The 13,461-nt window shown below is 38.3% G+C and carries 16 protein-coding genes; 1 reads left to right on the plus strand and 15 read right to left on the minus strand.

Annotated elements, in window-relative coordinates:
* Positions 1 to 151: 151 nt before the first annotated feature.
* The 9 genes from mtrB to GS400_RS11025 all read right to left on the minus strand — a co-directional run bounded on the left by mtrB (position 152) and on the right by GS400_RS11025 (position 8,465).
* Positions 152 to 385 carry a trp RNA-binding attenuation protein MtrB gene (gene mtrB, locus GS400_RS10985; RefSeq protein ID WP_027447426.1) on the minus strand — a complete coding sequence of 78 codons (234 nt, stop codon included), beginning with the start codon at positions 383 to 385 and terminating at the stop codon, positions 152 to 154.
* Positions 386 to 496: 111 nt separating this feature from the next.
* Positions 497 to 769, minus strand: a complete 273-nt coding sequence (locus tag GS400_RS10990; protein ID WP_036843149.1) for an HU family DNA-binding protein — start codon at positions 767 to 769, stop codon at positions 497 to 499.
* A 474-nt stretch (positions 770 to 1,243) separates the two neighbouring features.
* The gene (gene spoIVA, locus GS400_RS10995; protein ID WP_160101699.1) at positions 1,244 to 2,722 is read right to left on the minus strand and encodes a stage IV sporulation protein A; all 1,479 of its coding nucleotides are present in this window, start codon (positions 2,720 to 2,722) and stop codon (positions 1,244 to 1,246) included.
* Positions 2,723 to 2,972: 250 nt separating this feature from the next.
* Entirely contained in the window at positions 2,973 to 3,695 is a 723-nt protein-coding gene (locus GS400_RS11000) for a hypothetical protein (protein ID WP_160101701.1), read from the minus strand.
* Positions 3,696 to 3,716: 21 nt separating this feature from the next.
* Positions 3,717 to 3,914: a DUF2768 domain-containing protein gene (locus GS400_RS11005; RefSeq protein WP_160101703.1), complete on the minus strand. Its 198-nt coding sequence runs from the start codon at positions 3,912 to 3,914 to the stop codon at positions 3,717 to 3,719.
* A 961-nt stretch (positions 3,915 to 4,875) separates the two neighbouring features.
* Entirely contained in the window at positions 4,876 to 5,130 is a 255-nt protein-coding gene (locus tag GS400_RS11010; protein WP_160101705.1) for a stage VI sporulation protein F, read from the minus strand.
* A 189-nt stretch (positions 5,131 to 5,319) separates the two neighbouring features.
* Entirely contained in the window at positions 5,320 to 6,342 is a 1,023-nt protein-coding gene (locus GS400_RS11015; protein ID WP_160101707.1) for an NAD(P)H-dependent glycerol-3-phosphate dehydrogenase, read from the minus strand.
* A gap of 15 nt (positions 6,343 to 6,357) precedes the next feature.
* Complete coding sequence (gene der, locus GS400_RS11020; protein ID WP_160101709.1) at positions 6,358 to 7,668, minus strand: ribosome biogenesis GTPase Der; 1,311 nt, start codon at positions 7,666 to 7,668, stop codon at positions 6,358 to 6,360.
* 194 nt (positions 7,669 to 7,862) lie between these two features.
* Positions 7,863 to 8,465, minus strand: coding sequence for a YphA family membrane protein (locus GS400_RS11025; RefSeq protein ID WP_160101711.1), 603 nt, complete (start codon positions 8,463 to 8,465; stop codon positions 7,863 to 7,865).
* 108 nt (positions 8,466 to 8,573) lie between these two features.
* On the opposite strand from GS400_RS11025, the gene GS400_RS11030 reads away from it, so the two are divergent.
* Entirely contained in the window at positions 8,574 to 8,708 is a 135-nt protein-coding gene (locus GS400_RS11030; RefSeq protein WP_160101713.1) for a YpzI family protein, read from the plus strand.
* 88 nt (positions 8,709 to 8,796) lie between these two features.
* Here the strand turns inward: GS400_RS11030 and fni are convergent, their stop codons facing one another.
* From fni to GS400_RS11060, 6 genes are all read right to left on the minus strand, one after another.
* Positions 8,797 to 9,828, minus strand: a complete 1,032-nt coding sequence (fni, locus tag GS400_RS11035) for a type 2 isopentenyl-diphosphate Delta-isomerase (RefSeq protein WP_160101715.1) — start codon at positions 9,826 to 9,828, stop codon at positions 8,797 to 8,799.
* A gap of 15 nt (positions 9,829 to 9,843) precedes the next feature.
* Entirely contained in the window at positions 9,844 to 10,980 is a 1,137-nt protein-coding gene (rpsA, locus tag GS400_RS11040) for a 30S ribosomal protein S1 (RefSeq protein WP_236560888.1), read from the minus strand.
* Positions 10,981 to 11,078: 98 nt separating this feature from the next.
* Entirely contained in the window at positions 11,079 to 11,660 is a 582-nt protein-coding gene (locus GS400_RS11045) for a lysophospholipid acyltransferase family protein (RefSeq protein WP_160101717.1), read from the minus strand.
* 12 nt (positions 11,661 to 11,672) lie between these two features.
* Positions 11,673 to 12,347: a (d)CMP kinase gene (gene cmk, locus GS400_RS11050; protein WP_160101719.1), complete on the minus strand. Its 675-nt coding sequence runs from the start codon at positions 12,345 to 12,347 to the stop codon at positions 11,673 to 11,675.
* 147 nt (positions 12,348 to 12,494) lie between these two features.
* Positions 12,495 to 12,695 (minus strand): DUF5359 family protein, encoded by a 201-nt coding sequence (locus GS400_RS11055; protein ID WP_160101721.1) that lies wholly within the window; start codon positions 12,693 to 12,695, stop codon positions 12,495 to 12,497.
* Positions 12,696 to 12,751: 56 nt separating this feature from the next.
* On the minus strand, positions 12,752 to 13,417 hold the full coding sequence (locus GS400_RS11060; RefSeq protein WP_160101723.1) for a flagellar brake protein: 666 nt from the start codon (positions 13,415 to 13,417) through the stop codon (positions 12,752 to 12,754).
* Positions 13,418 to 13,461 lie beyond the last annotated feature (44 nt).

The following is a 13,461-nucleotide window of genomic DNA, read 5'->3' on the forward strand; positions in this document are numbered from 1 at the left end:
GTAAAGAAAACTTGCCGATTGGCAAGCCTTTTAAGGCGCAGACAGAGGCTTAGTTGCACTTATACTTCATTCTTTCAAAATTTTCACTACGTCGAATTGCTTCTTTGCTAAAATTTTTTACTTTCTTAACGTGCAAAAAGAAAAGCAGAGATTACTCTGCGTCTGTTTCAGTGTCCGTGTACATTTCACCATGACTCGTTTGAAGCAATGCTTTACCTCTAACCTTTACCGCTGATGTATGCTCAGTAAATTGAGCGATCATAACTTCACCTGTATCCAACTTCTCTGAATGGTGAAAACGGGTATCAGTCCCTCTTGTTAAGCCGATTACATTAACGCCATCTTCTAATGCTTTAATGACTACAAAATCACCTGTGTTACTCATCTATAATTTCTCCTTTATATTTCAATGCTATTCTTAGCAAATTAACTTTTATTAGAAAATAAGGCTGACTCATTACTATGAGTCAGCCCTTTTAAGCCCTATATGTAATGTTTATTTAACAGCATCTTTAAGGGCTTTTCCTGGTTTGAATGCAGGAACCTTGCTAGCTGAAATTTCGATTTCCTCACCTGATTGTGGGTTACGACCTTTACGAGCTGCACGTTCACGTACTTCAAAGTTTCCGAAACCAATTAGTTGTACTTTTTCACCGTCTTTAAGTGAATCTGTGATAGATTCAATAACTGCATCAACAGCTTGTGTAGCATCTTTTTTAGACAGTTCACTCTTTTCAGCAACTGCATTGATTAGATCAGTCTTGTTCATGCTATTCACCTCCTCTAAGTAATAAGGTTCAGGTTGAACAAAAGAAGTAATGATTACTATCCTTTGTTCACATTTTTTCAGCGTCTTATACACTTAATCACCAAGAAAACTTGATGACAAGCCTTATATTAAACGATGAGTCGAGGAAATTCAATAAAAACGGGCAAGATTCTTCATAATTCAGGCTATATTACCATACTTATTAGGCTTTACCAGTCTATTTTACTGAATAATCAAAATATTACTCTACACCCTCAAAACCCTTGAGCCACAAGGGATATAGCAGCACTATCACTCACCAGAATGTTCAGAATTCTTAAAGGAATAGCTACTTACAAAAAATCAAAAAAATTTTTTAAAAAAATACAACCCTAGCCTCGTTCAGCAAGGGTTGCGCCTTTATTTTGATCATTCAGTAAAGTTTAAAAGTGGAGTATTTACTCTTAAAAAAGAAAAAAAGCGGCGAATAACCGCTTATAATATAATTGCGATTAATCCGCCATTTCCTTCATTGATAATTCTCTGTAGAGTTTCTTGTAATTTATACTGAGCGTTCTCTGGCATTAGAGATAGCTTTGCATTGATTCCTTCTCGTACGATGGAGTTTAAAGAGCGTCCGAAGATATCTGAATTCCAAATGGACAGTGGATCTTCCTCGAAATCTTGCATCAGATAACGAACTAGCTCTTCACTTTGTTTTTCTGTGCCGATAATTGGAGCAAACTCTGACTCTACATCCACTTTAACCATATGGATTGATGGGGCAACAGCTTTTAACCTTACACCAAATCTGGACCCCTGACGAATAATCTCAGGCTCCTCTAAAGACATTTCATGAACAGAAGGAGAAGCTATGCCATATCCTGTTTGTTTAACCATAGTTAATGCATCTGCAACCTGATCATACTCACGTTTTGCATGTGCAAAATCTTGCATTAGCTGAAGCAAATGATCTTTACCTCTAATTTCTTCGCCAACAATTTCTTTTAACACTTGATCATATAAATGGTCAGGTGCTTGAAGGTCTATCTCAGCTACCCCATCACCCATTTCCATACCAGAAAGTTGAGCCGTGTCAATATAATCGTAATCACCGAATTGGTTTACAACTCTATCTACATCTCTCAAGCGTTTAATATCCTGTACAGTCTGTTGAATAGCATCCTGATAATTCTTTCTAAGCCAGTGGTCTTCGTTTAAAACCATTACCCAGCTTGGTAGATTAACATTCACTTCAAGCACTGGGAATTCATATAATGCTTCACGTAGAACGTTATACACATCATCTTCTCTCATGCTTTCAACACTCATAGCAAGCACAGGAATATCATATTTTTCCTGAAGTTCTTGACGTAGCATTTCTGTTTCTTGGCTATGTGGTTTAACAGAGTTAACAATCATGATATAAGGTTTTCCGACTTCCTTCAGTTCTTCTACCACTCGTTCTTCAGCTTCTACATAATCTTCACGTGGAATCTCTCCAATTGTTCCATCTGTTGTTACAACAACGCCAATTGTTGAATGCTCTGTAATTACTTTACGGGTGCCGATTTCCGCTGCATCATGAAATGGAATTGGTTCTTCATACCAAGGTGTGTTAATCATTCGAGGGCCATCTTCATCCTCATACCCCTTTGCACCTTCTACGGTATAACCCACACAATCAACAACTCTAAAGTTAACGTCCAATCCTTCATCTACATGTACTTCGACAGCTTGATTTGGTACAAATTTTGGCTCTGTGGTCATAATTGTTCTACCTGCTGCACTTTGAGGAAGCTCGTCTTGAGCACGGGCACGTTCACCCTCATCTTGAATGTTTGGTAGTACGACTGTCTCCATAAACTTCTTAATAAATGTAGATTTACCTGTTCGAACCGCACCGACTACTCCTAAATAAATATCTCCATCAGTTCGTTTTGAGATATCTTTGAAAATATCAACTCTTTCCAAGTGTGATCCCTCCCGATCCATTTACTTCGCCTGGATATGCAAGACATAATCTCTTACGAATCTTTGACATTACAAGTCTATGACGTTGTCCTAATAAATTATGACTAGTTTTTGTGAAATCTTTCTCTTAAGTAGAATGGGGCTTCTTCAGTAGAAAAAACCTCCTCTTCTTTATATATCATTGAAAATGAAAAAAGATGCCTGATAACAGACATCTTTTTGATAAAGTTAGTAAATATTTTTATATAACCTAAGATCCTTTTTGGTAAAAAACAGGCTCACCGTCTTTTACAGTGTAAGGCAATGAATATGCAGGAACGATCGCTGAGTGATCCGCAAGAAGGAATCGGATATCATCCCCATTTACATAATTATGGTCATACTCTTGTAAGGCATTATAAAGATCTTGTCGATAATCTATATAAAGATTTCCATCTACGTCCATCAAAATTGGTAAACGATTACCTGAATATGGACTAACGACAGTTGGAGGCTCATCCAAACCAATTAACTCATAATTAATTGAATAGATATCTTCAGCTACTTCTTCCTTAAATGGAGGGTATTTATGTTCATTTCGATATGCGATCAAGCGCATATTTACGTCTCGCACATCTTGAATTGTACGTAAATCAATCACTTTTACTGTAGGATCTTCTTCAGGGGTTATAATCACATACTGATATACTCCCCCTCGTTCATAAGAATTCCCAGGTAATTCAGACATAATGCCCGTTTCTTTTAATCGTTCAAAATTCACAGGGTATTTTCTGAAGATCGGAACATCTTGCTCTCTTGTTTTAATCGGTAATTCCATAGGATGTTGTTCAACAAATTGATCAACAGCCTTTTGTACAGTATCTAGCTGTAGTTGGTTAGGCGTTTGGTTTTTGGCCAAACGGTTCTCTGGATATAAACAACCAGATAATAAAAAAGTGGTAAGTATCATCATACTCAATAACTTACGGTGCATGTTTATTCCTCCGATTTATCTTTACGATGTTGGACCGCTTAAGACAATATAAAAGATAATAATTCCAGCAAGAATCATAAATATGTACGCCAATATAGCAACAATGACACTGATTACGCCTTTTAACTTAAGACGACTAAGCATAATTAAGCCGATCGCTAAAAACATAAAAATCATTCCTGCAAAAGAGATATACATGTTTAACATCGATTCAGACATATTGACAGCTCCTTTTGCGTTTGACACAACTTAACGAATGTCATTATACCACACGTATGGCATAGACTGTAGGTTGAAGAAATTGAATTTTTTATGAAATCAAGTTTATTTGATATATTTGTTCTATTAAAGCCCCCTTATCTGGAAGACTTGGTTTCGAGATAAAGTGCTGAGGAGGTCCGTTGCCGAAAAAAGAGTAAGGGGTTCATTGAAACGGCGATACTCCTGCTGCCCCACACGACGTGGGGTAGGTCGACGTTGCCACACGATGTGGCGGTCTTAGTCGATCTTCATTATTTACTTTCAGCCTCCTCGTTCACTCCGTTCTCTGCGGGGTCTCGGCCGCCCTTTCTACCACTGGAGTTCGCCGTTTCCTTCACCCCTTGATGTTATGGAAGTTAACGGACCCAAGGATGAGATCATTTAATATCATGCTTAAGGTGATTTTATTTTAGATACTACCCCCTCTACATATAAGGCTTTAGATCACTATAAGAAATATTTGATTTAACCACAGATTTTAAATCAGAAAACCTTACGATAGCTGAGGTTCCGTTCATCACCATTCGGCTAAGGTGGGCTGGGAAACGGGCTGACTCCTTCGGGATAACGGGCGAGCGAGACCCCGCAAGGAGCGTAGCGGATGAGGAGGCTCGATCGTTCGTCCGGGGAAAGCAGCCCGTTTCCCAGCCCGCCGATCTCCACAAAAGCAACGGAACCACTCCGCACCAGCTTATTCAACATAACTGCCAAATATCGAATAACTCTTTTGATAAAACAAATCCAACTATGCAAGGAAACAATATGTAAACATGAAAAAGCCGAGGTAGTAGGGGCATACATACCTCGGCCTTAGATATTTGACTAAACACTACCCATCACACAGCTCTACATGATATACTGCTGCGATTTATAGTATGCGAATAATATTGGATCTGCATCCTCATATGCCTATCCAAACCTATTTTTTAAACATTTGATTTAACTGATTCATATCCATATTGTTTTCTGTAATAGCTTTAACAATTTTATCTTCTTTTTCTTTCGAAACGGGCTTACCAGCCATTTTAGAAAGTTGTTTTACAAGATTACGTACAGTTTTTTCATCTTGAAAATTTGCATGCTTAACAGAATCCGCCACTTTCATGATTTCATCTGGTGAAAGATTTGCTTTTTTCTGTAGATGATCAAAAGCCTTCTTTTGAAATCCGCTCACACTGCTTCCTCCTAACATAATTTTCGTTCAAAATAGTATATGCGGACTAAGAAAAGGCGTGAGGTATTATCTCGAAAAAAGGTTTTCATATTTAAAACCCGACCTCCATCCAATTAGATGAAAATCGGGTTCAATTTTATGGGTGAAAAATGGATTAAACTTTAGTAATGAAGCTAATCTATAGTTTCTTTATAAAATATCCGTAAGGTCTTCCATTTCATGACGACGCCCTCTTGTCATAAGCTGGTCCACAACATCTTTCGGGTGCGCATGATTAAATAAAATTTGCTCAATACCTTCTGTAATTGGCATTTCTACCTGTTGTTGTTTGGATAATTGGTAAGCAGCATTCGTCGTACGAACACCCTCTACCACCATTCCCATATGCTCTAAAACCTCTTCTAGAGGCTGTCCCTTACCGAGCATATGCCCCGCACGGTAGTTACGGCTATGAGGACTTGTACAAGTGACAATAAGGTCTCCCACACCTGTGAGACCAGCAAATGTGAGCGGCTTAGCACCCATCGATGAGCCAAGTCTAGCAATTTCAGCCAAGCCTCTTGTGATAAGAGCAGATTTAGCATTATCTCCATAACCTAGGCCATCAGAAATACCAGCACCTAAAGCAATAATATTCTTAAGAGCACCGCCAAGCTCAACACCAATTACATCAGGGTTTGTGTACACACGAAAGTGTTCATTGATAAAGAGGTCTTGAGCCTTTTCCGCTTCTGACATCGTAGCGGAAGATACCGTAACTGTAGTCGGCTGGCGTAAGCCTACTTCTTCAGCATGGCTTGGACCACTTAGTACGACTACATCTTCATAAAAATCATTCGGCAATTCTTCATTAATCATTTCGGAGACACGCTTCAAAGAATCGGGATCTATTCCTTTGGTGGCATGAATAAGCGTAACCTTATTGGAAAGAGTCTCTTTTAGCTGCTGACATACTTCTCGTATCGCTTTTGTAGGCACCACCAAAACAACGGCCGTAACATCTTTTACAGCCTCAGAAAGATCCGTATAAGCTGTTATTGAAGATGGAATTGTTGCATCTTTTAAATATCGCTCATTCTTGTTGGTAGTATTTATTTCATCTGCTTGTTCTTTACGGTGAGTCCATAAACGCACATCATGTTGATTATCTGCTAAAACAATGGATAGAGCTGTTCCCCAGCTTCCTGCTCCAAGAACTGCAACACTTGCCATGTGCACATTCCCCCTCTATTTTCTTTGTCTAGCGAATATCTTAATAGGTGTTCCTTCGAATCCAAATGCTTCTCGTATACGGTTTTCAAGGAAACGTTCATAGGAGAAGTGTAGAAGATCTGGATCGTTAACAAATACAACAAAGGTTGGTGGTTGTACAGAAACCTGTGTTGCGTAAAAGATTTTTAGTTTCTGCCCCTTTAAGGATGGAACTGGTTTGTATGCTAAAGCATCCATGATTACTTCATTTAATATATTCGTCTGAACACGTTTTGTATGATTTTCACTTGCTAGAAGAATGCTCGGTAATAGTGTGTGCATACGTTTTTTTGTTTTCGCCGATAGATAAACAATTGGAGCATAATCAAGAAACTGGAATTGTTGCCTTACTTTATCTTCGAATTTTTTCATCGTTTTATCGTCAGTTTCAATGGCATCCCATTTGTTCACCACGATTACGACACCTTTTCCTGCTTCATGGGCATAACCAGCAATCTTTTTATCCTGTTCAATAATACCTGTATCAGCATCAAGCACAACCAACACTACATCGGAACGCTCAATTGCTTTCAACGCACGAAGTACACTGTATTTTTCTGTTGTTTCATACACTTTCCCTTTTTTTCGCATACCAGCCGTATCAATAATGACATAATCTCGATCATCTTTTGTAAAAGAGGTATCAATAGCATCGAGTGTTGTACCTTCTATTTCACTTACAATAACACGCTCTTCACCTAAGATTGAGTTCACTAGAGAAGACTTTCCTACGTTCGGACGACCAATTAAGCTAAAGTGTATGGTATCATCATCTTCATCCGGCATAGCTCTCTCAGGAAAATGCTTAACTACTTCATCAAGCATGTCACCCAGGCCCAGTCCATGTGTACCCGAGATTGGGAATGGCTCACCGAATCCAAGTGAATAAAACTCATAAATTTTTTCTTGCATTTCTGGATTGTCAATTTTGTTCACTGCTAAAACAACAGGCTTATTTGATTTATACAATAGATGAGCAACTTCCTCATCTGCGCCTGTAATTCCATCGCGACCGTTAACCATAAAGAGGATGACGTCCGCTTCATCAATTGCTACCTCTGCTTGTCCTCGCATTTGTACAAGAAGAGGTTCATCACCTAATTCAATTCCACCTGTATCAATTATATTAAAAGTGGTATTTAACCATTCTGCTTCAGAGTAAATACGGTCTCTTGTTACTCCTGGTGTGTCTTCCACTATGGAAATACGTTCACCTACAAGTCTGTTAAAGATTGTTGATTTCCCTACGTTTGGACGACCTACCACTGCAACTACAGATTTTCTCATGAAAGGTTCACCCTTTCTTATCAATTTCGTTTTTCAGATTTTTGTTTCATGTGTTCATTCTACATGAACACTTAACTTTTTTATTTTAGCAAAAGGATTGATAAGTAACAATGTTTTTCTTATCATACCAAGTTCTGTGATGTTTCATGAGCTTTCTTTATCAATACCCAATCAAAGGGACAATTGAATCTTATTTACGTTTTTATTCCAGCTTTTCGTTTAACTATTTCCGTTATGGTGTTTTCCATCCAACTTGTTAACTTACTAACTAAATTCGTTATCACAATCAGTAAAATAACGACGCTATAAATATCCAAAAAACCTTTGTCACCTACAGCATCTTGGAAACCATAATCCATAAGAATGAAGGAATAAATGATTTCTCCTACCGAAGCTCCAAGCCCCCAAATAGCAATTCTTAGCCACATAGAGTGGTGTATAAACAGGACAAGAAGAAAAGCTAATAATGAGTAGATGAGAAGTCGTGGAGCAAATATCCACACTGGGCTAACCATTTCCCACATTAAGGCTCCAACATAACCTATAGAAACCGATAACGCTAAACAAGTGGTTCTGATTTGTTTTGAATGTAAGGCTATTATGACTATTGAGGTTATTGTAATAAATAAATTAGATGCATTGATTAGAATGAAACTTATTTCAACTTCAAAAGAGGCTGTAATAATAAGCAATAACAGACTAACTGAAATCCAAGTACGCTTTTGGGATTTAGGCATAAAGAAATATACTGTAATCCATAAAAGCCAATTTATATATAAAAAATATATGCCATCCATAATAGTTTCCTCCATCTCACTCCTCATTATGGACAAAAGCCTTCATTCTAATCATGTATATTGCGTCTCATTCGATACACAATAAGGGAAAGTAAGGGAGGTTTTCTTATGGGAAAAGATCGCCAGGAAAAACGTTTGAAGCAAAAACGTCGTGTTGAAAGCGACCGCGATCCAAAATCACATCCAAAAGGTAGCACGTACATGGATACACCCGAACAAGCTCGTGAAGATCAAAAACGCTAAGGTATTAGTGTAATAATATTTATCTACAATAACGAAGCTCAGAGTAAAATACTCTGAGCTTCGTTTGATGATCATATCTTTTATTAACTTACAAACCTGTAGAACGCTGCTCTAGCCATGCTTTTGTACGGCCTGTAAAAATGTGTGGTTTGCCGTCTAACATGTACGTATCTTTTGCACCTAAGACCATCATTGCAATTTTAAATTCATGATGGATGTGGTTGATCTCATCAACTAACGTTTCGAGATCATCTTTAATTAAGATGCGAAGAAGGTGGCCTGCCATTCCAAAAGCATTAGCACCTAAAACAAACGCTTTAGCACCGTCTAGACCGTTCCGCATACCTCCTGATGCAACCACATTACATTCAGGATAAACGCTTTTAACCTCTTTAACTGAAATCGCAGTTGGAATGCCCCATTGATTAAAGGATTCAAACGGTTGCTTTCTACGTTTATTTTCAACTTTTGAAAAGTTTGTTCCACCTTTTCCACCCACATCAATATAAGATACACCTATATCCTTCAATTGCCTTGTAGATTCCATCGAAATTCCAAAGCCGACTTCCTTAATAATAACAGGAACATCGACGCCGTTTACTATTTCTTCAATTTGCCGAAGTCGTTCGGAAAAATCACGATCTCCCTCAGGCATAATTAGTTCTTGTAGGACATTAAGATGAATTTGTAAGGCATTCGCCTCTAACATATCTACTGCCACTTTAGCTTGGTCTAAAGTGGCTTCACTACCGATATTGGCAAAAACAATCCCATCGGGGTTTTCACGTCTAACGACTTGATAGGTTTGCCTTTCTTTCTCATCTTTTAATGCAGACATTTGAGAACCTACGGCAAGAGCAATGCCCGTCTCTCGAGCTGCTATTGCTAAGTCCCGATTAATGGCTTCCGTTTTTTCTCCACCGCCACCAGTCATCGCATTGACAAAAAGAGGCGAACTTAGAGAAAGTTCGCCTAATTGAGTCTGAAGAGAAATATCATCCCAGTGTATATCGGTTAAGCTTTGATGAATGATTTCAACTTCATCAAAGCTATTAACACCCATGTCTTCACGGTTTAGCGCATGTCTAATGTGCTCTAATTTTCTTCTTGATCGACTCAATAGTATCACCAAATATTATTTTAATTTGTTTAGTTTGTCTCCAATGAAGTCTCCTAGTTGAAAACCAGAATCATCATCTTTTTGGTACTGCTCTACTTCAGCACGAGATTGGTCTTCTTCAAGTTCCTTGATACTTAGAGAAATACGTTTTTCGTCCTCATTTACATCTAGAACTTTTACTTTCACCTCTTGTCCTTCTTCAAGAACTTCTTGAGGTGTACCGATATGACGGTTTGCAATTTGAGAAATGTGAACAAGACCTTCAACACCAGGTAGAAGTTCTACGAATGCACCAAAGTTCACTAAACGGCGTACAGTACCATCTAGTACATCACCTGGACGCACTTTGTCTTCTACTTGATCCCATGGACCTGGTAGAGTATCTTTTAGTGATAGTGAAATACGATCATTGTCACGGTCTACTGAAAGAACCTTCACACGGATTTTTTGGCCCTCTTCAACTACATCAGAAGCTTTATCTACATGCTCATGAGCTAGCTGAGAAATGTGCACAAGGCCGTCCATGCCACCAATGTCTACAAACGCACCAAAGTCTGTAAGGCGCTGTACAGTACCTTCAAGAACTTGGCCCTCTTCTAAAGATTGCATTAACGCTTGCTTTCTCAATTCATTCTCATCTTCTACAACAGCGCTGTGAGAAAGTATGACACGATTTTGCTCACGATCAAGTTCAATTACTTTTAGTTTTAGTGTTTGTCCTTTATATTCATTAAAGTCTTCAACATAGTAAGTTTCAACAAGTGAAGCCGGAATGAATCCTCGTAGACCGACATCTACTACTAGACCGCCTTTAACGATATCCTTCACTTCAGCTTCAAATACTTCGCCAGTTTCAAGTTTAGACTCAAGGTCTTCCCATGCTGTATCTGCATCAACAGCGCGTTTAGATAAGACGACTTCATCATCTTCAACCTTTTTCACTTTAAGCGTTAATTCATCACCTTCAGAGACAACATCTGCTGCCTTTTCAACATGAAGGCTTGAGATCTCGCTGATTGGAATAATTCCATCTACCTTATATCCAACATCAACAAGAACCTGCTTGTCCTCAACTTTAACAACCTTTCCTGTTACAACATCTCCAACAGTTAGGTTTGGCATGTTTTCCATTCCTTGATTCATTTCGTCCATTTAAAATCCTCCTTAATTCCGCCACCACCAGCCATAATTTTATTATTCTTTGTTCTAACTTCTAACATTTATGGCTTTTTGTCAAGCAAAATATCCTATTATCTATTATGATCTAAAAGCTTCTGAATGTCACCCATTATGACATCTGTAACCTCTTGTGAGGAAGCTTTTCGCTCTCTTAATTCTGCCATAGGTACAGGTTTTCCATAAACAACTCTAAGAGGTTCTTTGCTTTTATAGGATCCGATAATAGCGCAAGGAATTACGGTTGCTTCAGAACGAAGCGCGAAGAACCCTGCCCCAGCCAACCCTTTCTTGAGTTCACCAGTTTTACTTCGAGTACCCTCAGGAAATAAACCCAAAACGTTCTGATCTTTCAACACACCTAGTGCTTTTCGAAGGGCCTCTCGATCTTTCATTCCTCTTTTCACTGGAAAAGCATGAATTTTACGTAGTAACCAACCTAATGCTTTCTTTTCGAAAAGCTCCTCTTTTGCCATGAAATAAATGTCACGAGGAGCTGTAATTCCCACAACAATAGGATCATAATTCGAAATATGGTTCGAGCATATTAAAACTGGACCCTGATCAGGAACGTTTTCTTTCCCTTCTACTTTTATTTTATATTTCGGATAAAAGATAGCAGCACAAACTGATTTAGCAAATGTGTATAAACTCATAACCCATTCCCCTTAGTCTTTTTTCTCATCGACCTTACTTAATATTTTACCAGCAACTTCATCTATACTTAAAGAAGTTGTATCAATTTCGATTGCATCATCAGCCTTCAATAAAGGTGATACTTCTCGCTCTGAATCTAATTGGTCTCTTTTTCGAATCTCATCCTTAAGTTTCTCTAAATCAGAAGAAAATCCTTTTTCTTGATTTTCTTTATGTCGTCTTTCTGCACGTTCTTCTACGGATGCTATTAAAAAGATTTTTAACTCGGCATCAGGAATGACGTGGGTGCCGATGTCTCTTCCATCCATCACAACGCCTCTCTTTTTAGCCAGTTGTCTTTGACGGTTTACCATCTCCTCACGTACAGAGCCATGTTGAGCTACAATGGATACATTAGATGTGACTTCCTGGTTTCGAATTTCCAAGGAAACATCCGCCCCATCTAACTTAGCAACCTGTCCTTCTTCTGTTTGGACCAAGTCTATTGTGGTATTTTGAAGTAAATGGTACATGGCTTTCTCATCATCTAAAGACACATCTTGTTGTAGGGCTTTATAAGTTAAAGCTCGATACATTGCCCCTGTATCAATATAGACATAAGATAGTTTGCTTGCGACGATTTTGGCCACTGTACTTTTACCAGCAGCTGCTGGTCCATCAATGGCAATTGCGATTGGTTTCTCCATAAAAATCCCTCTTTCACATTACAATTTATTCTCTTTTATATATATATATATATGTAAATTTATAAGTCGAGTTTAAAACCCTAGGGATAAAACAAACAAGCAGGATGGTCCTGCTTGTTTGTTCATGTGTACGTACCCAAGTATTCCTCAAAATGATAACACATTTTGAAAGAACTGGTCTATTGTTTGAATGACTTTACCATCTTGAATTTTATTTACACCAAAGTATTCATAGACAGGATTAATGTATAGTGCCATATCTGTGTTGAGGATCATCCATTGCACAATAATTAGTAGCACTGCATGAAGAAAGATGAGAACAAGAACCCAGCGTTCAATTCGTTTCATTCTCTAATCAACCTTTTTAGGGATAGTGTTACCACTATCTTTTATCTCTATTCGGTTTACAAAACGCCTCGTCTACGATTAGCAAGCTGACGCTCAAAACAAAAACGGATAATAAGTTGACGATCATTTTCGTCAATCTCCTCAAATTCAAGTGATATCTTATCTTTTTCCTTAGCATTTCCTTTCCAGACACGAACAACACGTGATAAAGTTTGAATATACTGAGTTTCACCTGATGCCAAAGGAATCACAAACCATACTTCTATTCTATCCTCTTGTTCCAATTCAACGTTCGGGGATGAAATGACAGCTGCTCCCCCTCCACTTATATCTACTGTTGTACTTGTGAATGTTGGTCCAGATCCTGTAGGAGGATGAACTGATACATCTACAGCTGTTTCTACCCTTACATATTGTCTACGCTGGATACGAAGAATTTGTTCTTTTCCTGGAAAATGTAATGCCAAAACAGGAATATTTAGTTTCTTTCTTCCTCTTACCTCTGTTTCAAATACATAAACCGATTCATCTTTACCCACAAATGACGCTTTAAATTGAGTTCCCTCAAAGAAAAAGCCTGTTTTTCCTGTAGTCTGATTCACAGGATAATCTATGTACAAGACATCATCGTGGTATTCGACTAACTTACACCTGAAAACTTCCGCCTCTTCCTGATCGGAATGTTTTAGTTCTATAGTTATAGGCATACCTATCTTTAACAAGATACTCCCTCTCCCCCTGATCAGAATGACCTAACACTTTACAC

Source organism: Pontibacillus sp. HMF3514 (assembly GCF_009858175.1).
Taxonomy (GTDB): Bacteria; Bacillota; Bacilli; order Bacillales; family BH030062; genus Pontibacillus.

Bases quoted from the DNA above. Each gene is read 5' to 3' on its own strand.
- mtrB (WP_027447426.1), bottom strand. From the start codon at position 385: ATGAGTAACACAGGTGATTTTGTAGTCATTAAAGCATTAGAAGATGGC.
- GS400_RS10990 (WP_036843149.1), bottom strand. From the start codon at position 769: ATGAACAAGACTGATCTAATCAATGCAGTTGCTGAAAAGAGTGAACTG.
- GS400_RS11000 (WP_160101701.1), bottom strand. From the start codon at position 3,695: ATGCACCGTAAGTTATTGAGTATGATGATACTTACCACTTTTTTATTA.
- GS400_RS11005 (WP_160101703.1), bottom strand. From the start codon at position 3,914: ATGTCTGAATCGATGTTAAACATGTATATCTCTTTTGCAGGAATGATT.
- GS400_RS11015 (WP_160101707.1), bottom strand. From the start codon at position 6,342: ATGGCAAGTGTTGCAGTTCTTGGAGCAGGAAGCTGGGGAACAGCTCTA.
- der (WP_160101709.1), bottom strand. From the start codon at position 7,668: ATGAGAAAATCTGTAGTTGCAGTGGTAGGTCGTCCAAACGTAGGGAAA.
- GS400_RS11025 (WP_160101711.1), bottom strand. From the start codon at position 8,465: ATGGATGGCATATATTTTTTATATATAAATTGGCTTTTATGGATTACA.
- GS400_RS11030 (WP_160101713.1), top strand. From the start codon at position 8,574: ATGGGAAAAGATCGCCAGGAAAAACGTTTGAAGCAAAAACGTCGTGTT.
- rpsA (WP_236560888.1), bottom strand. From the start codon at position 10,980: ATGGACGAAATGAATCAAGGAATGGAAAACATGCCAAACCTAACTGTT.
- GS400_RS11045 (WP_160101717.1), bottom strand. From the start codon at position 11,660: ATGAGTTTATACACATTTGCTAAATCAGTTTGTGCTGCTATCTTTTAT.
- cmk (WP_160101719.1), bottom strand. From the start codon at position 12,347: ATGGAGAAACCAATCGCAATTGCCATTGATGGACCAGCAGCTGCTGGT.
- GS400_RS11055 (WP_160101721.1), bottom strand. From the start codon at position 12,695: ATGAAACGAATTGAACGCTGGGTTCTTGTTCTCATCTTTCTTCATGCA.